Below are 25818 nucleotides of genomic sequence, written 5' to 3'. Positions count from 1 at the left end.
AACAGAAATCTGGTGCCGATCCTTGAGGCGACCGGCTGACCTGCTGGAAGATCGAACATGCCGCCAACTTCACGGCAGTGCGTCTCAACCAAGCAAGGCCATCATACTCCCGATCGCCAAACAGCACCGTTCGCTAGCGCACACAGAGGCGGTTTTGCTGAGCTGCATCAAGCGGCGATAGCGTGCGGCGGCTTGAGCATGTCGCGCTTGATCCACTCCAGCACGGCTGGCCCCTGCGGCTGCCAGCCCAGCAGGGTGCGCGCCCGCTCGCCGCGCACGCGGCTGTTGGAGCCGAGGCCGTACGACGCCATCTCATAACCCCATTCGGCAATCGCTTCCGGCAGCGGCCAGTCCTGCGCAGGCCCCAAGTCCAGAGCCTGGGCGATGGCGGCCGTCATGTCGCGGAAGGCCGCCTCGCCCGATTCGACAAAGTAAAACGTGCCGGCAGGCGACTTTTCCAGCGCCAGCAAATACAGGCTGACGACGTCGTCGATATGCACGTTCGACCAACTATTGCGGCCCGGACCCACGTGGCGCACGATGCCGCTCTTGCGCGCCTGTTTCAGCAGGCGCGGCAATTGCACGCTGTCGCGCGGCAAGGCGCCGTGGCCATAGATCAGGGTGTTGCACAGCACGCTGGCGCGCACGCCTTGCGCGGCGCTGGCCAGCACCAGCTCGTCGATGGCGACCCTTGCCGCCTTGTCGGCCGTGGGCGCCGGCAGCTTGTCCTCGTAATAGATCTGTTCCGTGCCCTCGCCGCCCGAGGCATCGCCCACGATGGACGAGCCGCTGGTGTGGAGGAACGGCTTGTTGCTGCCAGCCAGCGCTTCAATGATCGCTTCGACGGCGGCCCGGTGGTCGCTGCTGGCCGCATTGATGACGGCGTCCGCCGCCCTCGCCTGCTCGATGAGCAGCTCGCGGTCGTTCAAATCGCCTTGCACGCCCACCACACCCACCTTGGCCAGCTCGGCCACCTGCTCCGGCTTGCGCACGAGGCCCGTGACCTGATGGCCGGCGCGCACGAGACCCGCCGCGATGGAACTGCCGATGAAACCTGCCGCACCCGTTAAAAACACTTTCATAGTTGCTCCTGTCTGGTTAGATTGCTGTCAATCACACCAGCCCAGTATGCCCGCTTTCGTCTTTCACAAAAAGCGGCCGCACGGCAAAAGATTTATGCTTTCGGCGCAACAATCTTGTTTTTCAGCTGCAGGGCAGCGATGTAGCGGCTCTGATAAGCGGGGTCTTGCGGCGTCAGCAAGGTGAGCCTGTCGCGCGCGCGCGTGGCGGCCACATAAAAACGGTTTTCCTCTTCCAGCGGGTCGGTCTTGCTGCGTGGGAATTCATCGACGGCCAGGTAGGGCAGGATGACATGGTTGTATTCGAGGCCCTTGATCTGGTCGATGCAGGCGATCACCAGTTTGGCCTTGCCGGTCGAGACCGTCACAGCGTCTTCCATCTCGCCCAGCCAGCCGGCAAAGCCGCCCAGCGCCACGCCCGCCTCGCGGCACACGGCAATGAAGCCGTGCAGGGACCGGGCCACGACCCGCGCCTGGGCCGGATCGACATAGATGCGGCGCGCCGTCTGTTCCAGCTGCATCAAGCCGAAGATGTGCTGCAGGGCGTCGCCCGCCAGAGCGTCCGGGGGCAAGGCGCGCAGGTAATCGACGGCGGCCAGGGTCAGCGCCGCCTTGTCCTGGTTCTGCGACTTGGCCAGCTGGTTCGTCAAAAAGCCTTCCAGCAAATCCGGGTAATTGGCCACGTCGGCCTTGGCTTGCTGCAATTCCGCGCGTGTAAACGGGATTTCCGCGAACGCCACCAGGGCTTCGAGGATTTCGCCACGGCGCGGGCCGCTCTTGATCGCATGTAAATCCTTGCGGGCGATGGCGACCATGCCGCGCAGCATCAGTACTTCCAGGCTCAGCAAATAGCTGTTCATGTCCACCAGGCCATACGCGATGCCGCTCTGAAAAAGGGCCGTTTCCACGCGGATGGCCTGGTCGCGGTCGCGCAGCAAGATGGCCGTCGTGCCCGCATGCGCATGTTCGAGCGCGGCGATCAGCTGCGCGCTGCACGCCTGGGGCTGCGCATGGTCGTACTCCAGCACGTCGATATGGGTGGCGCGCGACAGGGCCGACACGCTGGCCTTGTTCTTCAGCACGCCGACAGCCTGCGCCAGCTGCGGGCCGTAGCGGTAGGATGCCGTCAGCGGCAGGCGCTGCAAGGCGGGGAATTCCTGCTCGAAACGCTGGCGCAAAAAGCGGTGGTCGGCGCCCGACCACGTATAAATCACTTGATCCTTGTCGCCGGCGCCGCAGAAAAACGCGTTGCCGCGGCGTATCAGCATGGTCAGCAGGCGGAACGACGCCTCGTTCAAGTCGTGCAATTCATCGGCCACGATGATCTGGAAGGCCGGCAATTGCTGGCGCAGCGGTTCGTCGCCGTCGAGCATGCGCACCAGGTCGTAGGTGGCGTCGAACGGGGCGCGAAACTGGATATCGCCCGTGTCGGCGCCGCGCAAGCCTTCATATTCGCGCAGCCACAGATAATGCGTGCGCGACATGCCCAGCAGCTCCAGGTTGTCATCGAGCGAGTTGCTCTCGAAGTCAGGATTCTGGAAATCCAGGCGCGCCTTGGTGCGCAACTGCAACTTCAGGAACTCGGCGATGGCGCCGTTGGTCGTATTGATTTCCAGCGGATAGCGGTGAGCGTATTTCTCGGAGACCACTTCCAGCGCTTCCCAGGCCACGGGGCGCAGCTCTTCATCACTGCGCATGGAGGCTACCTGCATGTTTTCCAGCTGCAGCAGCACCTTGGCGGCAAACGCGTCGAAGGTATCGACGGTCAGGCGCTTGACGACGCCGAGCGGGACGCCCACTTCCAGCAGGCGCTGGCGCAGCGCCACGCGCGCCGCTTCCGTGAAGACCAGGGCCAGCATGCGCTCGGGCGCGCGGCCCCGGTGCAAGGCTTCGGCCAGGCGCAGGGCCAGGGTCGTCGTCTTGGCGGCGCCGGCATTGGCGTCGATCAAGACCACTTTCTTTTGCGCCGTCTGGATGGCCACCTGCTCCGGCGTGGGCGTGATGCGTTTGGGAATGAACTGCGGGGCGTTATCTGTACTCAAGGGTATCCTGAAATGATGTCTGTTCTCGGCGCGCTACCAGGCGCAGGTGCGCAGGCCGGCAAAGATGTCGCCCCGTTCGGGCGCGTGGAAGGCGCGCATGCGGGCTGAACGCAGGCGCGGCGACGTGGCGAAGGCGGCGCCGCGCAGCACCTGGTGCCGCATGAAATACGGCGCCGAATATTCGCGCCAGGCATCCACCGCAAAGCCCGGATACGGTTCGAACGGCGTCGCCGTCCACTCCCACACCTGGCCCCAGTGAAAGCGCGGATGACCGGACAGCGCAGCATACTCCCATTCCGCCTCGGTCGCCAGGCGGCGCCCCGCCCAGGCGCAGTACGCTTGCGCTTCATACAGATTGATGTGGCGCACGGCCTCATTCGACGGCAAGGTCGTGCGCTGGCCGAAACGCATGGTGCGCCACTGCGTCGCTTCGCGCAGCCAGTACAGGGGCGACGAGCGCTCCTGCCGCATCAGCCAGGCGCTGCCGGCCGCGCTCCAGAACTGGCGGTTCTGGTAGCCGCCATCGGCGACGAAATCGGCAAACTGGGCGTTGGATACGGCGCAAGCATCGATGGAAAACGGCGCCACGTAGCAGCTATGGGGCGGCGATTCATTGTCGAAGGCAAACCCGGCCCCGCGCGGCGAACCGAGTGCGATGGTGCCGCCAGGAAAAGCGATCTGCCCTGCGCCGGGCGGCAAGGCCGGGCTGGCAGCGAGGGATTCCGGTGCTTCCAGGCCCAGCCATTGCAAACCGGCCAGCATTTCCTCGCCACACAAGTCTTCATGCGCCAGCGCCAGCCGGTACGGCGCCAGGGCGCTGTCGACGTTCGGTTCGCGCGAGAGTTTATCGAGCACCCGGTCCAGCACTTCGCGGCAATACGTTTTCACGGCGCCCGGACTGGGCAGTTCCAGCTTCCAGCGCGCACGGTGCTCCACCATATTGGCGTCGAACATATCGTCGCCGCGCGTCAGCAGGGAATTGTAGATGGCGTCGGCCGGATGGCTGGAAGCGGCTTCGCGCAGGATGAACCACTCGGCGAACCAGGCGATATGCGCGAGCTGCCATAACGGTGGATTGAGGCGCGGATGGCGGGGCAGGCCCGCCACCACGTCCAGCCCGGCACTGACATAACAGTCGAACAGGGAAAGCGTGTCCTGGCGCGCGGCCTGCAGCGATTGGGCCAGTTGCTGCGCGCCGGCGTGGCGAAAAGAGGCGTTGATTAAAGTCATGGCCTGATTGTAACGACTTATGCCAACATTGCACCAGCCGCCAGGGGGAACTATCGCCCCCCCTGCGGACTACTTGACCAGCAACTCGCCCTGCAGCGGCGTGACGACGGACTTCGGCATGCTGACGATGAAGCTGCTGCCCTTGTCGGCCACGGACTGGATGGCCAACGTGCCGCCGTGGCGCAGCAGCACGTGCTTGACGATGGCCAGGCCCAGGCCCGTGCCCTGGGTTTCGCGCGAACGGCTCTTGTCGACGCGGTAGAAACGTTCCGTCAGGCGCGAAATATGTTCCTGGCTGATGCCGATGCCCGTATCTTGCGCGATGAATTGCGGTCCGGCCGGGCCGTCCTGCCAGCGCAGGGCGATGCTGCCGCCGGCCGGCGTATAGCGCACGGCGTTCGACGCCAGGTTGCCAAACGCGCTGTACAGCTCGTCGTAGCTGCCCAGCACGTCGGGACCGTTGCATTCCATCTTGATCTCGTGCTTACCAGCCGACAAGCCCTTGGCGTCGCGCAAGACCTGCTGCATGAGCTTCTTGATATCCACCGGCTCGGGGCGCAGCGGATAGTCGACCGATTCCAGGCGCGACAGGGTCAGCATGTCCTCGATCAGATGCTGCATGCGGTGGCCCTGCTCCGTCATCAGCTTGAGGTGGGCGGCGCGCGTGGCGGCGTCCAGGTCCAGCTCGGCGGAAGCGATTTCCAGGAAGCCCACGATGACCGTCAGCGGCGTGCGCAGTTCGTGCGAAGCGTTGGCGATGAAGTCGCGGCGCATCATTTCGATACGTTCCGTTTCCGTCACATCGTGCGTGACGAGGATCTGGCGGCGGTTTTCAAATGGAATGATCTGCACGATCAGCTTGCGGTTGCGGAAAGTGATCGTCAGCGGCTGGTCGTAGCGGCCCAGGATGATGTAATCCATGAACTCGGGGCTGCGGATCAGGTTGGTCACACGCATGCCCTTGTCGCGCTCGTGCGTCAGGCCCAGGTGTTTCTCGGCGGCCGGGTTGCACCATTCGAGGAACAGCACATCGTCCATGATGACGACGCCGTCGGGCAGCAGGTGCATGGCCTGGCGGAAACGCGCCAGCCATTCCGTCAGCTCGGCCTGGTTTTTCTCGTCGTCGCGGCGCATACGGTACAGGCGCGCGAAGATGCTGGTCCAGGCGCCCCAGCCGTCGGGCAGCTTGGCGCTTTGCGGATTGTCCAGCCAGTTACTCAGCTGGAACAGATACGACAGCTGCACGAACACCATCATGGCCATCAGCACGAAGGCGATGCCCAGCGCATACGTGGCGCCAAACAGATACCAGACGATGGACACGCCCAGCAGCGCCAGCACCATGCGCAAGGCGGCCGGCACCCAGAACAGCAATTTCGGATTCATAAGAGACAGGCTTTATTTTTCAGACAACATGTAGCCGACGCTGCGCACGGTCTTGATCAGGCTTTCCGCCTCTTTCAAGGCTTTGCGCAAGCGCAATACGTGGACATCGACCGTGCGTTCCTCGATCACCACATGGTCGCCCCACACCTTGTCGAGCAACTGGCTGCGCGAAAACACGCGCTCCGGATGGGCCAGCAGGAATTTCAGCAGCTTGTATTCGGCGTGGCCGATATCGATCTTCTGTTCATCCATCATCACGGTGCAGCTGACGGGGTCCAGGGCCACGTTGCCGGCGCGCATGGGCGCCTGCGCGTGTTCCGGACTCTTGCGTCGCAACAGCGCTTTGGCGCGCGCCAGCAGCTCGCGCGGCGAGAACGGCTTGGTGACGTAATCGTCGGCCCCGCTGTTCAGGCCGGCCAGTTTGTCTTCTTCCATGCTCTTGGCGGTGAGCATGATGACGGGGATGGCGGCGAAATTGCGGTCGGCGCGGATGCGCGACAGCAGGCGCAAGCCCGTCTGGTCCGGCAGCATCCAGTCCAGCAGGATCAGGTGCGGCGTGCGGTGCTGGATGAATTCCCAGGCATCGGCAACGTTTTGTACGGAACAGCAATTCCAGCCCGATTCGCGCAGCGAATACGTCACCAGCTCGACGATGGCTGGCTCATCTTCAACAATCAATACCGTGGTTTTATCAGATGCCATAAAGCTTACTCAGGGAGCTCCTCGGAAATGGCGGGAGCCGCCACCTTGGTGTGGCGGATGTCCTTGCCTTCAACCACGTAAATCACGTATTCGGCGATGTTTTTCGCATGGTCGCCGATCCGTTCGATGGCCTTGGCCACCCACAGGGTATCGAGCGCCGCCGAAATCGTGCGCGGGTCTTCCATCATAAAGGTGATCAAGTTGCGCATGATAGACCGAAACTCATGGTCGATGATGGCGTCTTGTGCAATTAATTGTAAGGCCTGCTTGCCATCGTTGCGCGCGAACGCATCGAGCGCATCGTGCAGCATGTCGGTGGCCGTGTTGGCAATGCCGCGCACCATCTCGTAATGGTTGACGACGCCGTTGCCCCGCTTGTGCAGATTCTTCGCCACGCGGGCGATTTTGGTCGCCTCGTCGCCTACGCGCTCGAGGTCGGTAATCACCTTGATGGTGGCCATGATGGTGCGCAAATCGTTGGCGGCCGGCTGGCGGCGCACGATCAGATGGCTGCACGCGTCGTCGAGCGACACTTCCAGCTGGTTGACGACGTCGTCTTCGCGCATCACGCGGTCGGCGCGTTCCGGGTTGCCGATGCGAAAGCACGTCATCGCGTCGAGGAACTGGGTTTCAACGATGCCGCCCATCAGCAGAACTTTCGAGCGGATCGCTTCGAGTTCGTTGTCGTATTGCTTGGATGAATGTTCGCCTAACATGCTGTCTCTCCGTATTCAGTTGTCTTGTATGTCGTTATTCTGGGTGGATCAGCCGAAGCGACCCGTGATGTAATCCTGCGTTTCCTTGCGGGCCGGATTCATGAAGATCTGGTCCGTTTCGCCGAATTCCACCAGTTCGCCCAAGTACATATAGGCAGTGTAGTCGGAGCAGCGCGCCGCCTGCTGCATATTGTGCGTCACGATGGCGATCGTGTAATCCTGTTTCAGTTCGCTGATCAGCTCTTCTACCTTCGAGGTCGAGATCGGGTCCAGCGCCGAGGTCGGCTCATCGAGCAGCAAGACGTCCGGCTTCACGGCCACGCCGCGCGCGATGCACAAACGCTGCTGCTGGCCGCCCGACAGCGACAGGCCGCTCTTGTTCAGCTTATCCTTGACTTCGCCCCACAGCGCCGCCTTTTTCAGGGCCCACTCGACGCGCTCGTCCATCTCGCCTTTCGACAAGTCTTCATACAGGCGCACGCCGAAGGCGATGTTGTCATACACGGACATGGGGAACGGCGTCGGCTTCTGGAACACCATGCCGACCTTGGCGCGCAGCATGTTGACGTCCTGGTCCGCGTCGAGCACGTTGCGGCCGCGGTACAGGATCGAACCTTCCGCGCGCTGGCCCGGATACAGGTCGTACATGCGGTTCAGGGTGCGCAGCAGGGTCGACTTGCCGCAACCGGACGGGCCGATGAAAGCCGTGACCTTCTTTTCGTGGATGTCCAGGTTGACGTTATGCAAGCTTTGCGTTTTGCCGTAAAAAAAGTTCAGGCCCGAAATCTCGATGGTTTTTTTCTTTGGTGCCAGGTCTTGGGCTGGATTCATTTGCGTATTCATATGGGTTCGCTTCGCTCGGTATCTGTTTAATTAGGGACTTTTTGGCTGAACACGGTGCGCGACAGGATATTCAAGGCCAGCACGCTGAAGGTGATCAGCAATGCGCCGCCCCAGGCCAGCGAGCGCCAGTTGTCGTACGGGCTCATCGCGAACGATGCGATGACGGACGGCAAGTTGGCCATCGGCGCATTCATGTTGAAGCTTTGGAACTGGTTATTCAGGGCCGTGAACAGCAGCGGCGCCGTTTCGCCGGCGATGCGGGCCAATGCCAGCAGCACACCGGTGATGACGCCGGCTTTCACAGCGCGCAGACGCACCAGGGTGGCGACCTTCCAGCGCGGCGCGCCGAGGGCAAACGCGGCTTCGAGCAGGCTGTTCGGCACCAAACGCAGCATATTGTCCGTCGTGCGCACCACCACCGGCACGGCGATCAGCGACAGCGCGATGGCGCCCGCGTAACCGGAGAAGTGTTTCACGTGCGCCACGTACAGCGCATACACAAACAGGCCGATGACGATCGATGGCGCCGACAGCATGATGTCCGTCACAAAGCGCGTCACTTGCGCAAACTTGTTTTCTTCGCCGTATTCGGCCAGGTAGATGCCGGCCAGGATGCCGATCGGGGTGCTGACGACAGTCGCCAGGCCCACCATCAGGGCGCTGCCGACGATGGCATTGATCAGGCCGCCGCCTTCGCTGCCGGGGGCCGGCGTGGTTTGCGTGAACAGGTCGATCGACAGCGCGCCGAAACCCTTGATCACCAGCGTGAACAAAATCCACACCAGCACGGCCAGGCCCAGGGCCATGGCCGCCACCGACAGGGCGATGCCGATGCGGTGCATCAGCAGGCGCTTGCGGTAGACGGGATTCATGGCCGGCTTGGCCGGAACGTCGTGGGTGCTAACTTGGCTGAGTTGGCTCATTTCGTGCCTTCCTTGCGGGACATGCCTGCCAGCATCAGCTTGGCGGCGGATAAGACGATAAAGGTGATGACAAACAGGATCAGCGCCAGCGAGAACAGCGACGCGACGTGCAGCTCGGATTGCGCTTCGCCGAATTCGTTCGCCAGCAGCGAGGTGATGCTGTTACCGGCGGCAAACAGCGACCACGACAGCTTGTTGGCATTACCGATGACGAAGGTCACGGCCATGGTTTCGCCCAGCGCGCGGCCCAGGCCCAGCATGACGCCGCCGACGACGCCGGTCTTGGTGTATGGCAAGACGATCTTGCGCACCACTTCCCAGCGCGTGCAGCCCAGGCCGTATGCGGATTCTTTCAGCACGGCAGGGACGATCTCGAATACGTCGCGCATCACGGAAGCGATGAAGGGGATGATCATGATGGCCAGCACCAGGCCGGCCGTCAGCAAGCCGATGCCCATCATGGGGCCGCTGAACAGCTGGCCGATGACAGGCACGTTGCCCAGCGTGGCTTTCAGGATAGGCTGGACGTGGTCGGCAAACAGGGGCGCAAACACGAACAGGCCCCAGATGCCGTAGATGATCGATGGCACGCCAGCCAGCAGCTCGACAGCCGTGCCCAGCGGGCGGCGCAGCCAGGCCGGGCAGATTTCCGTGAGGAACAGGGCGATGCCGAAGCTGACGGGAAAGGCGATCAGCAGGGCAATCACCGACGTCACCAGGGTACCGATGATGGGGATCAGGGCGCCGTACTGGTCATTGACGGGGTCCCATTCCGCGGACACGATGAAGTGCAGGCCGAAGGTCTTGAAGGCCGGTATCGATTCCATGATCAGCGAAATGATGATGCCCACCAGGACGATCAGCACTGACAGGGCGAACAGCATCGTCACCTTGTGGAACAAAAAATCCTGGATGCGCTGCTTGCGCATGGTGGAAAGCATTTGCGCGTGACTGATGGAATCGGTCATGGTGCCGCCTGGCATGGGGATCGTGGAGGAGGTAGATTGTGCGCTCATAATGTGCCATGTGGGTGGTACTGCAGGTACTGCTATTTTTATTTTGCTCTTTTAGCCGGGAACGCCTGCAAGGGCTTGCGGGCGGTCCTGGCTAACTCCCTGCCCCGCCGTGCTGCTGGCGGAGGGACAAGGATAGGTACTTCAGTATGCAGACTATCGGATTAGTAAATTGCTTTGCCCGATGCATCTTTCAGGTTGGCTTTCCACGATTCCTGCACCAGTTTCACGACCGATGCCGGCATCGGCACGTAGTCCAGTTCGACGGCAGCAGGGCCGCCGTTCTTGTAGGCCCAGTCGAAGAATTTCAGGACTTCTTTAGCCTTGGCTGCGTCAGCCTGGACTTTATGCATCAGGATGAACGACACGCCCGTGATAGGCCAGCTGTTCTTGCCAGCCTGGTCGGTCAGGACCACGCCGAAGCCCGGGGTCTGCGTCCAAGGTGCCGAAGCGGCTGCTGCCTTGAAGTTTTCGTCGTCAGGCTGCAGGAAGTGGCCGTCCTTGTTTTGCAGCTGGGTGTGCGACATCTTGTTTTTCTTGGCGTAAGCCCACTCGACGTAGCCGATCGAACCCTTGATACGCTGCACGTTGGCGGCGACGCCTTCGTTACCTTTGCCGCCCACGCCCACGGCCCACTTCACAGCCGAGCCGGCGCCGATTTTCGATTTGAATTCCGGGTTGGTTTTCGACAGGAAGTCGGTGAACAGGAAGGACGTGCCCGAACCGTCGGCGCGGTGCACCACGGTGATTTCCGTATCCGGCAGCTTGACGCCACTGTTCAGTGCGGCGATCTCAGGCGCGCTCCACTTGGTGATCTTGCCCAGGTAGATGTCGCCAACGACTTTACCCGTCATTTTCAGCTGGCCTGGGGTTACGCCGTCCAGGTTGACGATGGTGACCACGCCGCCCATGATGGCCGGGAACTGCATCAGGCCCGCTTCTTCCAGCTCTTCCGCCTTCAAAGGCATGTCCGAGGCGCCGAATTCAACAGTCTTGGCCTTGATTTGCTTGATGCCGGCGCCGGAACCGACGGACTGGTAGTTCAGGCCGTTGCCGGTGTTGGCTTTGTAAGTCTCGGCCCATTTGGCGTAGATCGGGTACGGGAAGGTAGCACCAGCACCTGTCATATCTGCCGCCATGACGGAAGCGGAAGAAAATGCCATCGCTGCCGAAGCACCCACGACGATAAATTTGAACATTTGCTTCATTTGCATATCAAGTCCTCAGGGTTGTTAGGGCTCAAAGTCCCGGTTGAATGCTGCGCAGTCTAGCAAGCGAATATGACAGCTTTATGACATGGGTAAAAAATCCTGAAATAATTGGCTACGCCCCGAGAATTGCCCTTTTCGACGTGAAAAATGACAGGACGGGCGACGCTTTATGACAGCTTATGTCACGCTTACGTCATATTTCATGATTACACTCACAGCGCGTCATACATGATGAAATACGGCTAGAATTAACTATCTGCAAAGACAAAAGAATATGAAACCTGAACTGCACATGGAAGTGACCAAATCGGGCATCCTGCTTGACCGCGAACTGTCGCAACTGACTTTCAACCGGCGCGTGATGGCCCAGGCGGAAGACCCGAACATTCCGCTGCTCGAGCGCCTGCGCTACCTGTGCATCGTCAGCAGTAACATGGATGAGTTCTTCGAGGTGCGCGTGGCCAGCCTGCTGGCGGCCGGCAGCATCGGCGGCACACTGGCGGGCCACCCTGCCCTGGCGGCCAACCTGGAGCGCATCGGCAAGGAATGCCATGCGCTGGTGGAACGCCAGTACGAGATATTAAATAGCGAAGTCTTGCCGGCCCTGCGCGAAGCGGGCGTGCATCTGCTGCGCGACAGCGACCGCAACGAGGCGCAGCGCGCATGGGTCAAGCAGTATTTCGACCGCGAAGTGCGCCCCCTGCTGACACCGATCGGCCTGGACCCGGCGCACCCGTTCCCGCAAGTGGTGAATAAAAGTCTCAACTTCATCGTTTCGCTGAGCGGCAAGGATGCGTTCGGACGCGGCACGGCGATCGCCATCGTCAAGGCGCCCCGTGTCTTGCCACGCGTCATCAAGCTGCCGGACGACATTTCCGGCGACGGCGTGTCCTTCTGTTTATTGTCCTCCGTCATCCATGCGCACATTTCGGACCTGTTCGCCGGGCGCGAAGTGATCGCCTATTCACAATTCCGCGTCACGCGCGACAGCGACCTGTGGGTCGATGAGGACGAAGTCAAGAACCTGCGCCAGGCGTTAAAAGGCGAACTCGTGGGGCGCCAGTTCGGCACCTCCGTGCGGCTGGAAGTGGCGCGCAATTGTCCGCCAGAACTGTCGCAGTTCCTGCTCGACCAGTTCAACCTGGATCAAAGCCGCCTCTACCGCGTCAACGGCCCCGTGAACCTCGTGCGGCTGTCGGAAATGATCGACCACGTCAAGCAGCCCGAGCTGCGCTTCCCGCCCTTCTTCCCGGGCCTCGCGCATAAAGCCATCGGCAACGACATCTTCGCCGCGCTGAACAAGCACGACATCCTGCTGCACCACCCCTATCAGTCGTTCCAGACGGTAATCGACTTCATCCGCAGCGCCGCCTACGACCCGTCCGTCGTCGCCATCAAGCAGACGATCTACCGCACGGGCATGAACTCGGACCTGATGGAATCCTTGATCACGGCCGCGAAGATGGGCAAGGAAGTGACCGTCATCGTGGAATTGATGGCGCGTTTCGACGAAGAAGCCAATATCAACTGGGCCGACAAGCTGGAACAGGCGGGCGCGCAAGTCGTCTACGGCGTGGTGGGACTGAAAACCCATGCCAAGGTGGCGCTCGTCATCCGCCGCGAGGACGGCGCGCTGCGCTTCTACGCCCACCTGGGCACCGGCAACTACCACCCTACCACCACCAAGCTGTACACGGATTTTGGTTTACTGACGGCGAACCAGGACCTGGCCGTGGAAGTGAACGAAGTCTTCATCCACCTGACCAGCCTGACCAAGCCGCACAACCTGAACCATTTGTGGCTGGCGCCGTTCGGCCTGCAAAGCGAGATCATCAAGGCCATCCGCAACGAGGCGAAGATCGCCCGCGCCGGCCGGCGCGGGCGCATCATCGTGAAAGTCAATGCGCTGGTCGATGAATCCGTGATCCGCGCCCTGTATGCGGCCTCGACCGATGGCGTGAAGATCGACCTGATCGTGCGCGGCGCCTGCACCCTGAAGCCGGGCGTGCCTGGCCTGTCGGAAAACATCAAGGTGCGTTCCGTGATCGGCCGTTTCCTTGAACACAGCCGCATTTACTATTTCCGCAACGACCTGGCGCACGATGTCTACCTGGCCAGTGCCGACTGGATGAGCCGCAACCTGTTCCGCAGGGTGGAAGTGGCCTTTCCCGTGCTGGACCGGGCGCTGAAACGGCGCGTGATCGCCGAGGGCTTGAATCCGTATTTGAAGGATAATACGAATGCATGGGAACTGGAGCCGACGGGCCACTACGCGCGCCGCAAGCCGCGCGGCAAGCAAACGCCATTCAGCGCCCAGCAGTATTTGATGCACACACTGGGCACGCCGGGCGCGGAGGTCGGCGAATAGGCAACTCTACACACAGGAGCACAGCATGGATCTCATCTTGTGGCGACACGCAGAAGCCGAGCCGGGCCTGCCCGACCTCGAACGCGCCCTGACCATCAAAGGTCAGAAGCAGGCGCGCCGCATGGGCGAATGGCTGGCCTCGCAACTACCGGAAAATTGCCGCATCCTCGTCAGCCCCGCCCTGCGCACCCTGCAAACGGCGGAAGCGCTGGGGCGCAAGTTCAAGCTGATGCCGGAACTGGCGCCGGGCGCCGAGGCGGAAGACATCCTCAAGGCGGCCAACTGGCCCGGCGGCAAGGAAAGCGTGCTCATCGTCGGTCACCAGCCCACCCTGGGCCAGGCGGCCGCCCTGCTGCTGACGGGCGAGGAGCAGGAATGGGAAATGCGCAAGGCCAGCGCGTGGTGGTTCTCGCAGCGAGAATTAGGCGACCCGATCAGCGTCTATTTGAAGGCCGTGATGGCGCATGATCTGGTGGTGAAATAAGGGGAAATGCGCAAGGCCAGCGCAAGGATGGACAGGTTCTCGCAGCGAGAACTGGGCGACCCGATCAGCGTCTATTTGAAGGCCGTGATGGCGCATGATCTGGTGGTGAAATAAGGGGACTGAAGCAGAAAATGCGCAAAAAGTGCGCTGGGACAAATACTGGCAGGAATTACAACTCAGCAGCCTTGTAAAGCGCTGCCGATCTGCTAGAGTTTAATTGCATCAACTACGTGCAAGAGCCTTGCTCCGGCACATTGAGCAACCCAGCGGACGGCCGTCCAACGGCGGCCGAAAGACCATGTTAATCACCTTCCTCGTTTTTCTCTTCATCGCCATCTTCGCCGCCATCATCGGCTTCGTCGCCTTTGAACTGATCGAAGAAATGCGCGGCAGTCACCACAAGCTGATGGACCGCTACCACGAGTAGTGTTCACCTCGGCACTATCGCATGGCGCCAGTGACGGCCTACAGGCCCGTCCCTCGCGCCATCCTTGTTTTTACACTCCCGTCTTGAACTTCGTATAAATGCGCGTCATCAAGCGGCGGATATCGGCCGTGGTCGCCTCTGGCGCCGCCATGCGCTGCTTGTCGGCATCCGACAGGAAGATGGCCTTGTTCTCGCCGATATCCTTGCGTACATACTTGATGCTGGCCGGATTCGGATTCGCGTAGAACACCTTGTTGCTCAGGCTGGCATGCACTTGTGGACGCAAAATATAGTTGATGAACAGGTGCGCATTGTTCGGGTGCGGCGCGTCGGCGGGGATGGCCATGGTATCGAACATCAGCGCGGCCGTCTTCGGCACCAGCACCTGGATCACATTGCCATTCTTCGCCTCGATGGCGCGCTGGCGCGCGATATTGATGTCGCCCGACCAGCCCAATGCGACGCAAACGGAACCGTTGGCCATGTCATTGATGTAGCCTGATGAACTGAACAGGGTCACGTAGGGGCGGATCGCCTGCAGCACCTTGCCCGCGTCCTGGTAGTCGGCGGCCGTTTTCGAGTACGCGGGCTTGCCCAGGTATTGCAGGGCGGCCGGCAGCACTTCCGACGGCGAGTCGAGGAAGGATACGCCGCACGCTTTCAGCTTGGACGCGTATTTCGGGTCGAACACCAGGTCCCAGGCATTGTCGGGCATGGGCATGCCGCCCAACGCGGCCTTGACCTTGTTGACGTTGATGCCCACCGTCGTGTAGCCCCATAGCCAGTCGACCAGGTAATCGTTGTTCGGGTCGATCTTCGACAGCTTGGCTTGCAAGTTCGGGTCCAGGTTGCCCAGGTTCGTCAGCTTGCTCTTGTCGAGTTTGCGCAGCAAGCCCGCATCGATCTGCAGGCGCGCCCACTGGGCCGTCGGCACCACGATATCGTAGCCGGACTTGCCCGCCACCAGTTTCGCATTGAGGATTTCGTTATTGTCGAAAACGTCGTAGCGTACCTTGATGCCCGTTTCCTTCTCAAAATTCTTGATCGTATCGTCGCCGATATAGTCCGACCAGTTATAGATGTTCAGGACCTTCTCTTCCTGAGCGTGGGCAGGCAATGCCAACATGGCCGCCGCCAAGGTCAATCCCACTCCAATGCGCCGCCCTGCTTGCCATGTGTTTGCCATCGTACCGCCTCCGAAAATTAGTCAGAAAATAGTGACGATGATAGCAAGAAGGGCGCGATCAGGTCTAGCCCGATCACGCCCTTGCTTATTACTGCTAAATCAACCCCCACCGCAAACACCGGGGTCGGTTCCTCCGGAATCGGCATGCGCCGCATTGTGGCGCATGCCCCCTGAGGGTCCGACCCCAGCCTTTCGCCGCTGGGGTAAAAATTACACCTTGTCCAGCCCCACTTGCGCCCCAGTAAACACCAGGTTGCCGTTCTGGGCATCGATGCGGATCTCGTCTTTCGGGCCGAACTTGCCTTCCAGGATCAGCTTCGACAGCGGATTTTCGATCTGCTGCTGGATCGCCCGTTTCAAAGGACGGGCGCCATACACCGGGTCGTAGCCCGCTTCGGCGATTTGCTGCAGTGCCGCGTCCGTCAAGCTCAGCTGCATGTCCATGCGCGCCAGGCGTTCTTCGAGAATCTTCAGCTGGATCTTCGCGATCGCGCCGATGTTTTTCTCATCGAGGCCGTGGAACACGACGATTTCGTCGATGCGGTTGACGAATTCGGGACGGAAGTGCGAGCGTACCTCGGCCATCACGGCCAGCTTCACGACACCGGGATCATCGCTTTCCATCGCCTGGATTTTATGCGAACCCAGGTTCGAGGTCATGATGATGACGGTATTCTTGAAGTCCACCGTGCGGCCCTGGCCGTCCGTCATGCGTCCGTCGTCGAGCACTTGCAGCAGCACGTTGAAGACGTCAGGGTGGGCCTTCTCGACTTCGTCGAGCAAAATCACGCTGTACGGCTTGCGGCGCACGGCTTCCGTCAGGTAACCGCCCTCGTCGTAACCGACATAGCCGGGCGGCGCGCCGATCAGACGGGCCACGGAATGCTTCTCCATGAACTCGCTCATGTCGATGCGGATCATCGATTCTTCCGTATCGAACAGGAAGGTCGCCAGCGCCTTGCTCAGCTCGGTTTTACCGACGCCCGTCGGTCCCAGGAACATGAAGGAACCATATGGACGGTTCGGGTCGCTCAAGCCGGCGCGCGAGCGGCGGATGGCGTCCGCCACGGCCGTGATCGCTTCATCCTGGCCCACGACACGCTCATGCAGCTTCTCTTCGATATGCAACAGCTTGTCGCGCTCGCCCTGCATCATGCGCGACACGGGGATGCCCGTCGCGCGCGACACCACTTCGGCGATTTCCTCGGCGCCCACTTCCGTGCGCAGCAGTTTCGGCTGGTCGGGATCGCGTTTCGGGATGCCGCTGTCAGCCTGCTTGAGCTGGGCTTCCAGCTGCGGCAGCTTGCCGTATTGCAATTCCGACACTTTCTGCCAGTTGCTTTCGCGCGTCGCCTGCTCCATCTGCAGCTTGACTTGCTCGATCTCTTCCTTGATGTGCGTGCTGCCTTGCACCACGGCTTTTTCCGCCTTCAGGATTTCCTCGAAGTCGTTGTACTCGCGCTGCAGCTTGACGATTTCTTCCTCGATCAGGCCCAGACGGCGTAACGATGCCTCGTCCTTTTCCTTCTTGACGGCTTCGCGTTCGATCTTCAGCTGGATCAAGCGGCGTTCCAGCTTGTCCATCACTTCCGGCTTGGAATCGATTTCGATCTTGATCTTCGCCGCCGCTTCATCGATCAGGTCGATCGCCTTGTCGGGCAGGAAGCGGTCCGTGATGTAGCGGTGCGACAGCTCGGCGGCGGCGATGATGGCCGCGTCCGTGATTTCCACCTTGTGGTGCAGCGCGTACTTATCCTGCAAGCCGCGCAGGATGGCGATGGTCGCCTCCACGGTCGGCTCGTCGACGAGCACTTTCTGGAAACGGCGTTCCAGCGCGGCATCCTTCTCGATGTACTTGCGGTACTCGTCGAGGGTGGTGGCGCCCACGCAGTGCAGCTCGCCGCGCGCCAGCGCCGGTTTCAGCATATTGCCGGCATCCATCGCGCCGTCGGCCTTGCCCGCGCCCACCATGGTGTGCATCTCGTCGATGAAGACGATGGTTTGCCCTTCATCCATGGCCAGTTCCTTGAGCACGGACTTCAGGCGCTCTTCGAACTCGCCGCGGAACTTGGCACCGGCAACCAGGGCGGCCATGTCCAGCGCCAGCACGCGCTTGCCTTTCAGCGACTCGGGCACTTCGCCATTGACGATGCGCTGCGCCAGGCCTTCGACGATGGCCGTCTTGCCCACGCCCGGTTCACCGATCAGCACGGGATTGTTCTTGCTGCGGCGTTGCAGGATCTGGATGGTGCGGCGGATTTCATCGTCGCGGCCGATGACAGGGTCGAGCTTGCCCTTGCGTGCCCGCTCCGTCAGGTCCAAGGTGTATTTTTTCAAGGCTTCGCGCTGGCCTTCGGCCTCTTGCGAGTCGACCTTGTTACCGCCGCGCACGGCGTCGATGGCCGCTTCCAGGGCCTTGCGGGTCAGGCCGTTTTCGCGCGCCAGCTTGCCGCAGTCGGACTTGTCGTCCGTCATCGCCAGCAAGACCATTTCGCTGGACACGAACTGGTCGCCCGCCTTTTGCGATTCCTTGTCGGCCAGGTTCAGCAAGGCCACGAATTCGCGGCTGACCTGCACGTCGCCGCCCGTGCCCGATACCTTCGGCAAGCGTTCGATCGAGGCGCCCAGGGCCTTGGACAGGCCGCCCACGTTGACGCCGGCCCGCTGCAACAGCGAACGGGCGCCGCCGTCGTCCTGGTTCAACAGGGCCGTCAGCAGGTGGACTGGTTCGATATAAGGGTTATCGTTACCCACGGCCAAGCTTTGCGCATCGGCCAGGGCTTCCTGTAATTTGGTAGTGAGTTTGTCTTGTCGCATGAAAAGCGCTCCCGGTTAATTAGTTGTTAACCAAATTGGGGTGAGGCAGTACTTTTCAAGCATACACAAAGCAGAAAACTGATGCATTCTTGCAAATGCAAGCGTGCGCGGCTGATACGCCTCAAATGGCGGGTGCTTTTGCCGTCCATTTGTCCAGCGCCGTCTCGTCGCTGTCGCGCGCATCGACCCAGCGCGCGCCTTCCGGCGTGTCTTCCTTCTTCCAGAACGGCGCTTCCGTCTTCAGGTAGTCGATGATGAATTCGCAGGCGGCGAAGGCCTCGCCCCGGTGGGCCGACGAGACGGCCACCAGCACGATCTGCTCCTGCGGCAGCAATGGCCCCACGCGGTGGATCACCAGCGCGCCGGACAGGGGCCAGCGGCCCCGCGCCTGCTCGACGATGGCTTCGATGGACTTTTCCGTCATGCCCGGATAGTGCTCGAGTTCCATGGCGGCCACGTCCAGCCCTTCGTTCATGTCGCGCACCGTACCGACAAAGCCGACGACGGCGCCCACTTTAGGGTTGCCTGCACGCAATTGTGCAATTTCTTGACTCAAGTCAAAATCGGCTTGCTGGACGCGGACGGAAGTGCTCATTTGGCATGGCCTCCGATACGGCGCAGCAGGGTTTCGATACGGCTGGCCGTCCGCGCATCGGTGGCGGCGGCGATCGCGCACAGTTGCATCAGCTGCGACACTTGCGTGAGCGGCTTCTGGCCCGATTTCAGCGACGATTGCAGCACTTCCACCTGCATTTTCAGGCGGTCGCGGGCAAATTCGGCGCCGCTGTCGACGCCGGCGACGATTTCCAGGCGCAACACTTCAGCGCGCAAGCGCTCCTGGTTGGCCTGCAATTGCTGCACGTAGGCGGCGTTGCCCTCGCCCAGTGCCGCCTGGGCGGCGGCAAAGCGCTGCTGCAGGCTGCGTTCATATTGCGTGTCCAGCGCTGGCAAGGCGCTCCAGCGTTCGGACCAGCTGGCCGCATCGGCGCTGGCGTCGCCGTCCGCCAGTGCGGCTTCCAGCGATTGCACCAGGCGCAGCTTGTCGCGCAGGGCGTTGGCCTGGGCCGCACCGGCGCGCTCGGCGATGGCGTCCGCTTGCGCTTGCACGCCAGCCACAGCCGCCTGGTAGCGCTGCTCGATCTTCGCTTCGCTGGCGCGCGGCACGGGACCGGTGGCGTTCCAGGCGGCGCGCGTGTCGCGCAGCAAGTGGTGGATGAAGGCCGTGCGGGCCTTGTCGTCGCCCTCGGGCACGACGGCCGTTTCCAGGCTGGCGCACAGCGCTTCGCGCGCATGCAGGTGTTCGCGGCGCTCGTGGTCGGCCGCGTGGGCCGTTTCCTTGCGCCTGGAGAAGATATCATCGCAGGCGGCGCGGAAGCGCTGCCACAGCGCCTGTTCCGCGCGGCGCTCCAGCGGCAGGGCTTTCGCCAGTTCCTGCCATTTGTCCTGCAAGGCTTTCAGCATGTCGACCGTGTTGCGCTCCGATGGTTTGAGCAAGCCCACTTCGACGATCAATTGTTCGCGGCGCGCCGTCTCGATCTGGCGCTGCGTATCGAGCGGCTTCGACAGGGCGTCCAGCGCGGCGCCGAACTCCGCATCGAGGCGTTTCTTTTCCTTGCGGTCGATGGTGCCCAGGCGCGTCCACGCCTGGCGCAAACGCTGCGAGGCGGAGGCGACGTGTTTCCAGTCGGTACTCTCTTCGGCCGCCAGAGCTACCGTTTCCGCGATCAGTTCCTGGGCCTTGGCCGCATTGCCGTGGCGCTCTTCGGCCAGTTGCTTGAAATGCTGGGCCGCCGGCGCGTACGCCAGGCTGCAAGCGGCGTCGAAACGTTCCCACAGGGACTTCGGTGCGGGGCCGGACAAGGTATCGAGCGACTTCCAGCGCTCGCGCAGGCTGCCCACTTTCTTGGCCAGCTCGGCCATTGGAAGTTCTTGCGCCGGCAATTCCTCGCCCGCCTTGACCAGCTCCTCGCGCGACACGTTGCCGCCCCAGCGCGCCCAGTCGGCCAGTTGCTTGAATTGCCCGCGCACGTGGGCCAGGCGGTCCGCTTGCGCCGGCGTCAAACGGCCGTGCTTGCTATCGCGCAAGGTCTTGTCGTGCTCGGAAGCGACGTGCAACAGCCCATCCTGCAAGGCCGCCTCCATGGCGTCGAGCACCTTGAAGAACTGCTCCGTCGCTTCTTTCGAGACGGGCGCGTGCTCCTGGCGCGGCTTGCGCAGTACCGGTATCGGCTCGGCATGGGCCGCTGCGGCCTCTGGCGCCGCCGACTGCACGGGCGCCGGCGCGCTGGCCAGCACGGCCGCAAATTGCTGCTGCAGGCTGTCGGACAAACTCGATTCAGGCAGGCGCGGCAGGGCTTGCCACGCGCGTTTCAGGCTATCCACGTCGAGGGTGGCGGCGTCCTGCGCCTGCCATTCGGCCAGCGCGGCCTGGCGCGCGTCGAACAAGGCCTGGTGCTGCTGCAGCGCTTGCAAGGCGGACTGCGCCTGTTCGCGCGCCTGGATGAAATCGCTTTCCAGGTGTTTCGGCAGCGAACCGCGCTCCGGCGAGCGCGCATGCTGCGCGTGTTCCACATCCAGGCGGGCCAGCGCCTGCGCCAGTTCCGCGGCGGACTGGCCATTGCTGGCCAGCGCGCGCATGGCACCCACGGCGTCGATCACGGCGCGCTGCAACACCACCTGCGCTTCCAGGCGGGCTGCCAGCGCGGCGCGCGCGGCGGCAAAGGCGGTCTCCAGTTCGGGCGTGGCCTTGATGACTTGCCATTGGCGGTCCAGCTCGGCTACCTGGTTCGGGCTCAGCTTGTCATCGTTCAACAGGCGCTGGGCCGTGTCGATGCTGGCCTGGGCGCGTTGCGTCTCGGCCGCCTGATGGCGGATCAGGTCGATGCGCCCCTGCATCAGCTTGGCAACGCGGCGGTCCGTATTGCGCATGGCGTGGTGGACTTTTTCCAGCAGGGGCAAGGCATGGACGTGTTCGGCCGCGATCAAGCGGGCATCGGCAAATTCGCTGGACACAATGAATTCACAGGCGGCGGCTTCGTCGCCCGCCACGGCATGGGCACGCGCAACCTGTTCGGCGCGGCGCGATGCGCTCTGCGCCGAGGCGGCGGCCTGTTCTGCCACGACAGGATCGGGGACGGCAGTCTTGCTGGCAGAACGCTTGAAGAGAAATTCGAACATGACGGGTTTCGCGTGGATCAAAACCACCATCATAACAAAGCCCGGGGTATTGCATCGGACAGGACTGAACAAGTTATCAAATGAATAAAGCGAATCTTTTTCCTCTATTTTTTCCTATGATAGCTCGCCAGCGACCATACCCAAAGTGCCTACAGCAGACTCCGCTTGTCGGGGTGTGCGCTCGCTACCCGTTCAAGCCTGCGCACGCAGCGGCTGTGCCGCCACCGGCAACGCGGACGCGGCGCCATCGGCTGCCGTTTCAGCGCCGCCGGTTGCCGGCAGCGGCGCCGGCAAAGGCACGGGCAAAACAAAGGGCAGCACTTGCGCCTTGCCACGGCGCGCTTCCTGCGCGCGCGCATCGTGGGCGAGGAACTGGTAGGCGATGGCAAACCACGCTTCGCCCACGATGACCTTGCGGGCCAGCGCGAACAGTTCGCGCTCTTCTTTTTCCAGGCGCTGCAGCAAGGCCGCGCAAAAGGCGTCGATGGCCGCGCACAGCTGCCCGGCCTGCAATTCGGAATGGTCGAAGGCGGCGCCCGCGCGCTGCTGCACCACATTGATGCTTTCCAGCGCCACGTGGTTCAAGCCATTGATTTCATCCAGCAAGCCGTCCGCATGGGGCGCGGCCTGGCGGATGGCGGGCACCAGATACATCTCCACCTTGCGCCAGTAGCCGCCCTGGTACAGCCGGCTCAGCCAGTCGCCCGTGTACTGCAGTTGCGCCAGGCTCAGCCTGCTCTGCTGGCGCAGTTGCACCTGCATGTATTTTTGAAACGCCAACAAACTCATGCGGATACTTGCCTGTTCTACCGACAGGGAAACCAATATATATGTTGCCGTAAGCATGCACTCACTCCCGAAAATGCGCTGGATGTCTGATCCTGGAAGTGAAAGTGTAAAGACTACCGACAGGGGGCGGTTTGATCCTGCACAAACCCGCGGCAAGCCCCCCGCGCTTTCTTTTACGGCGCGCGCAAGCCGATATACAGGTTGACCACGCCCGGCTCTTCCGATGGCGTGACTGCGCCGCCAAAACTTTTCACCAGCCGCTGCATGCCCTTGTTGCGCGCCATCGCCTCGCCCACCAGCGCTTCCGTGCCGCGGCTGCGGAAGTAGTCGACCAGCTTTTCAAACAGGATATGGCCCAGGCCCTTGGCTTTCAGGGCCGAGCGCACGGCGATGGCGAAATCGGCGTGAATATTGTCCGGGTCGGCCACGGCGCGCACCACGCCCAGGGTTTCCGGCTTGCCGTCCGGGCCTGTGTGCGTGGCGATGAAGGCCATGGCGCGGTCGTAATCGATCTGCGTCAGGCGCGCCAGCTGCGACACGGGCAGCTCGCGCATCGAGGTAAAGAAGCGCAGGCGCACGTCGTCCGGGTCCAGCGCGTGGAACAGGTCCATATGCTGCGGCGCGTCCTCGGGGCGGATGGGGCGCAGCAAAATGGATTGCCCCATCCACGTCACGCGCTCTTCCAGCTCTTGCGGATACGGGCGGATGGCCAGGCGGTCGCTCTTCTGGCCCGGTTGCAAACGGATGCGCGCGTCGAGGGCGATCACGCCGTCGGCGTCGGCCACCAGCGGGTTGATGTCGAGCTCGGCCAGCTCGCCGATATCGGCCACCAGTTCGGCCACCTGGATCAGCGTGTAGCAGATGGCGTCGATGTCGGCCGGCGGCTGGTTGCGGTAGCCGGCCAGCAGTTTCGACACGCGCGTGCGCGCCAGCATGTCGCGCGCCAGCACCATGTTCAGCGGCGGCAGGCCGATCGAGTGGTCGGCCGTCACTTCGACGGCGATGCCGCCCTGCCCCACCAGGATGACGGGGCCGAAGGCGGCGTCCGTGGTGACGCCGACGATCAATTCATGCGATTGCGGCCGGCGCGCCATCTGCTGCACCGTAAAGCCGTCGATCAGCGCGTCGGGGCGCATGCGGCGCACGCGCTTGAGCATGGCGGCAGCGGCCGCGCGCAGGATGTCGGGCGTGTCGAGGTCGAGCGCCACGCCGCCCACGTCGGATTTGTGGGCGATGTCGGGCGAATGGATTTTCAGCGCCACCGGGTAGCCGATGTCCGCCGCCACGGCCAGCGCCTCTTCCACGTCGGCCGCCATGCGCGTCATCGCCACCGGGATGCCGTAGGCGGCCAGGATTTCCTTCGAGCGGCACTCGCCCAGCACCGTCTGGCCGGCCGCCAGCGCGGCGGCGACGATTTCGCGCACGCGCGCGCGGCGCGGCGTGGCCGACATGGGCAGCTGCGCCGGCACCTGCATCAGGGTTTCCTGGTTCCGCCGGTACTGCACGATCTGCATGAAGCCATGCACGGCCTTTTCCGGCGTATCGTAGGTGGGAATCCCGGCGCGGTTGAAGACCTGGCGCGCGGGCGCCACGGTGGTGCCGCCAAGCAGGCACGACAGCACCGTGCGCGAGGTGGCCTTGATCAGCGGCGTGACGGCTTCGGCGATGTCGATCGACGAGACCATGGCCGTGGGCGCGTGCAGCAGCAGCAAGGCGTCCGCCTGCGGCTCGTCGAGCAGCGGCTTGATGGCGTCGACATAGCGCTGCACGGGCGCGTCGCCGGGCAAGCCGACGGGGTTGTCGTGCGACCAGCCCCGTGGCAGCGCCTTTTCCAGCGCGATCACGGTATCGGGCGACAGCTCGGCCAGCTTGCCGCCGCTGCCCACCAGCGCATCGGTGGCCATCACGCCCAGGCCGCCGCCGTTGCACAAAATCGCCAGGCGCTCGCCGCGCTGCGAACGGATATGCGTGAGCGTTTCCACCGCGTCGAACAGTTCTTCGGCCGAATACACGCGCAGCATGCCGGCGCGGCGGATGGCCGCGTCGTACACGGCGTCGGAACCGGCCAGCGCGCCCGTGTGCCAGGCCGCCACGGCGGCGCCTTCCGCCTCGCGTCCCGCCTTCAGGACGATGACGGGCTTGCTGCGCGCGGCCGCGCGGGCCGCCGACATGAATTTGCGCGCCGCCTGGATGTCTTCCATGTACAGCAGGATGGCGGCCGTGTCGATGTCGCCGGCCAGATAATCGAGCAGGTCGCCGAAATCGATGTCGTAGCTGCCTCCGAGCGAAATGAACTTGGAAAAGCCCACGCCATGCGCGTTGGCCCAATCGAGCACGCCCGACACCAGCGCGCCCGATTGCGACACGAAGGCGATCTTGCCGCTGGTCGCGCCCAGGTGGGCGAAGCTGGCGTTCAAGCCCAGTTTCGGCACCAGCAGCCCCATGCTGTTGGGGCCGAGGATGCGCAGCAGATGCGGCTTGGCCGCCTTCAACATGGCCAGGCGCAGCGACTGCTCGCGCACGGGATCGAGGCCCGACGTCATGACGATGGCCGCACGCGTGCCCAGCGCGCCCAGGTCGCGGATCAGCGCCGTGATGGTGGCGGGCGGCGTGCAGATGATGGCCAGGTCCGGCGCCTTGGGCAACTGGGACAGCTTGCGGTAGCATTTCAGGCCCATCAGCTCGTCGTACTTGGGATTGACGGGCCAAATGTCTCCTTGATAGCCTCCCCCCAGCAGGTTGGCCAGGGCGATGGCGCCCAGCTTGTGGTCGCGCGCCGTGGCGCCGATCAGGGCCACCGAGGCCGGCTTGAACAACTTGTCGAGATTACGGATACTCATGTTCTGGCCTCATGGATTGCCGGAATGGCTGCGCCAGTGTATAGGATGCGCTGCCAAAAAAACTTGACCTTGTGGCGCGTTTCGCAAAAAAACCGCGCGCGCCTACCAGCGCGAGCGGTGGCTTTCCGTCACGCCCGCCAGCTGCGCCACGATGCGCTTGGGAGATTGCGCGCTGGTGCGCACCCAGCCGCTGAAAGTGCCGATGGGCTGGATGTAGCGGCTGGCGGCGAGCCACAGGTTTTTATCTTCGCGCCGCGCCCCTTCCGGCTTGAAATGCAGGTCCAGCAGATCGTCGTCCGTCCACACGTGCCATGGCGCCAGCGGGTTGTCGGGATTGAAGTCGAAATGCGCGCGGCCCAGCGCATACAGCTGGCCATCGAGCCACAGCGCGTTTTCATGCGCGCCGAAATAGCCGGCCTGCAGATTGAAACCCAGGTCCAGGCTGTGCGCCGAGGCCCAGCGCCATTCCGTCTCGCGCGCCAGCAAGCCGTTCGAATAGTCGAAGCTGGCCACGCCGTCATCGAGGCTGTAGCCCATGGCACCGCAGCGCACGCTGCCCCACAAGGGCAGGCCGCCCGACTTTTG

At 62.7% G+C, this 25818-nt stretch carries 19 protein-coding genes and 1 pseudogene; 3 read left to right on the top strand and 17 right to left on the bottom strand.

Going from position 1 to position 25818, the window contains the following annotated elements:
- Window positions 1-167: 167 nt before the first annotated feature.
- The 10 genes from K0F86_RS13340 to pstS all read right to left on the bottom strand — a co-directional run bounded on the left by K0F86_RS13340 (window position 168) and on the right by pstS (window position 11148).
- Window positions 168-1082: an NAD-dependent epimerase/dehydratase family protein gene (locus K0F86_RS13340; RefSeq protein WP_219134818.1), complete on the bottom strand. Its 915-nt coding sequence runs from the start codon at window positions 1080-1082 to the stop codon at window positions 168-170.
- A 92-nt stretch (window positions 1083-1174) separates the two neighbouring features.
- Window positions 1175-3121 (bottom strand): UvrD-helicase domain-containing protein, encoded by a 1947-nt coding sequence (locus K0F86_RS13335; RefSeq protein WP_219134817.1) that lies wholly within the window; start codon window positions 3119-3121, stop codon window positions 1175-1177.
- A gap of 33 nt (window positions 3122-3154) precedes the next feature.
- Window positions 3155-4351, bottom strand: coding sequence for a selenoneine synthase SenA (gene senA / locus K0F86_RS13330; RefSeq protein ID WP_257572149.1), 1197 nt, complete (start codon window positions 4349-4351; stop codon window positions 3155-3157).
- 69 nt (window positions 4352-4420) lie between these two features.
- Complete coding sequence (gene phoR / locus K0F86_RS13325; protein ID WP_219134816.1) at window positions 4421-5737, bottom strand: phosphate regulon sensor histidine kinase PhoR; 1317 nt, start codon at window positions 5735-5737, stop codon at window positions 4421-4423.
- Window positions 5738-5749: 12 nt separating this feature from the next.
- The gene (locus tag K0F86_RS13320) at window positions 5750-6439 is read right to left on the bottom strand and encodes a response regulator (RefSeq protein ID WP_034755074.1); all 690 of its coding nucleotides are present in this window, start codon (window positions 6437-6439) and stop codon (window positions 5750-5752) included.
- Between the two features lie 5 nt (window positions 6440-6444).
- Window positions 6445-7155 carry a phosphate signaling complex protein PhoU gene (phoU, locus tag K0F86_RS13315; RefSeq protein ID WP_071078202.1) on the bottom strand — a complete coding sequence of 237 codons (711 nt, stop codon included), beginning with the start codon at window positions 7153-7155 and terminating at the stop codon, window positions 6445-6447.
- 48 nt (window positions 7156-7203) lie between these two features.
- Complete coding sequence (pstB, locus tag K0F86_RS13310; protein WP_373629715.1) at window positions 7204-7986, bottom strand: phosphate ABC transporter ATP-binding protein PstB; 783 nt, start codon at window positions 7984-7986, stop codon at window positions 7204-7206.
- Between the two features lie 38 nt (window positions 7987-8024).
- Window positions 8025-8921: a phosphate ABC transporter permease PstA gene (gene pstA, locus K0F86_RS13305; protein ID WP_100876426.1), complete on the bottom strand. Its 897-nt coding sequence runs from the start codon at window positions 8919-8921 to the stop codon at window positions 8025-8027.
- Window positions 8918-9889: a phosphate ABC transporter permease subunit PstC gene (gene pstC / locus K0F86_RS13300; protein WP_232730888.1), complete on the bottom strand. Its 972-nt coding sequence runs from the start codon at window positions 9887-9889 to the stop codon at window positions 8918-8920. The genes pstA and pstC overlap by 4 nt, the downstream gene beginning before the upstream one ends.
- A 209-nt stretch (window positions 9890-10098) precedes the next feature.
- Entirely contained in the window at window positions 10099-11148 is a 1050-nt protein-coding gene (gene pstS / locus K0F86_RS13295) for a phosphate ABC transporter substrate-binding protein PstS (protein WP_219134815.1), read from the bottom strand.
- Between the two features lie 271 nt (window positions 11149-11419).
- Between pstS and ppk1 the strand changes: the two genes are divergently transcribed.
- The 3 genes from ppk1 to K0F86_RS27540 all read left to right on the top strand — a co-directional run bounded on the left by ppk1 (window position 11420) and on the right by K0F86_RS27540 (window position 14424).
- Window positions 11420-13513: a polyphosphate kinase 1 gene (gene ppk1 / locus K0F86_RS13290; protein WP_219134814.1), complete on the top strand. Its 2094-nt coding sequence runs from the start codon at window positions 11420-11422 to the stop codon at window positions 13511-13513.
- Between the two features lie 25 nt (window positions 13514-13538).
- Window positions 13539-13997, top strand: coding sequence for a phosphohistidine phosphatase SixA (gene sixA / locus K0F86_RS13285; protein ID WP_219134813.1), 459 nt, complete (start codon window positions 13539-13541; stop codon window positions 13995-13997).
- 298 nt (window positions 13998-14295) lie between these two features.
- The gene (locus tag K0F86_RS27540; protein ID WP_257224845.1) at window positions 14296-14424 is read left to right on the top strand and encodes a hypothetical protein; all 129 of its coding nucleotides are present in this window, start codon (window positions 14296-14298) and stop codon (window positions 14422-14424) included.
- Between the two features lie 70 nt (window positions 14425-14494).
- On the opposite strand, the gene K0F86_RS13275 is transcribed toward K0F86_RS27540, so the two are convergent.
- From K0F86_RS13275 to K0F86_RS27535, 7 genes and pseudogenes are all read right to left on the bottom strand, one after another.
- Window positions 14495-15550 (bottom strand): polyamine ABC transporter substrate-binding protein, encoded by a 1056-nt coding sequence (locus K0F86_RS13275; RefSeq protein WP_257572148.1) that lies wholly within the window; start codon window positions 15548-15550, stop codon window positions 14495-14497.
- Between the two features lie 270 nt (window positions 15551-15820).
- Window positions 15821-18427, bottom strand: coding sequence for an ATP-dependent chaperone ClpB (clpB, locus tag K0F86_RS13270; RefSeq protein ID WP_219134811.1), 2607 nt, complete (start codon window positions 18425-18427; stop codon window positions 15821-15823).
- 121 nt (window positions 18428-18548) lie between these two features.
- The gene (gene moaE, locus K0F86_RS13265; RefSeq protein WP_116743876.1) at window positions 18549-19022 is read right to left on the bottom strand and encodes a molybdopterin synthase catalytic subunit MoaE; all 474 of its coding nucleotides are present in this window, start codon (window positions 19020-19022) and stop codon (window positions 18549-18551) included.
- Window positions 19019-21604: a DUF349 domain-containing protein gene (locus tag K0F86_RS13260; RefSeq protein ID WP_219134810.1), complete on the bottom strand. Its 2586-nt coding sequence runs from the start codon at window positions 21602-21604 to the stop codon at window positions 19019-19021. The genes moaE and K0F86_RS13260 overlap by 4 nt, the downstream gene beginning before the upstream one ends.
- Window positions 21605-21796: 192 nt before the next feature.
- Window positions 21797-22450, bottom strand: coding sequence for a hypothetical protein (locus K0F86_RS13255; protein WP_219134809.1), 654 nt, complete (start codon window positions 22448-22450; stop codon window positions 21797-21799).
- Between the two features lie 116 nt (window positions 22451-22566).
- On the bottom strand, window positions 22567-25233 hold the full coding sequence (locus tag K0F86_RS13250; protein ID WP_257572147.1) for a bifunctional acetate--CoA ligase family protein/GNAT family N-acetyltransferase: 2667 nt from the start codon (window positions 25231-25233) through the stop codon (window positions 22567-22569).
- Window positions 25234-25335: 102 nt separating this feature from the next.
- Window positions 25336-25818 (bottom strand): annotated as a pseudogene (locus K0F86_RS27535) (DUF2804 domain-containing protein); the annotation flags it as partial.

Source organism: Janthinobacterium sp. UMAB-60 (genome assembly GCF_900095235.1).
Taxonomy (GTDB): domain Bacteria; phylum Pseudomonadota; class Gammaproteobacteria; order Burkholderiales; family Burkholderiaceae_D; genus Janthinobacterium.
Note: the sequence above shows the minus strand (reverse complement) of the source record. Positions and strands in the feature narration are given on the sequence as shown.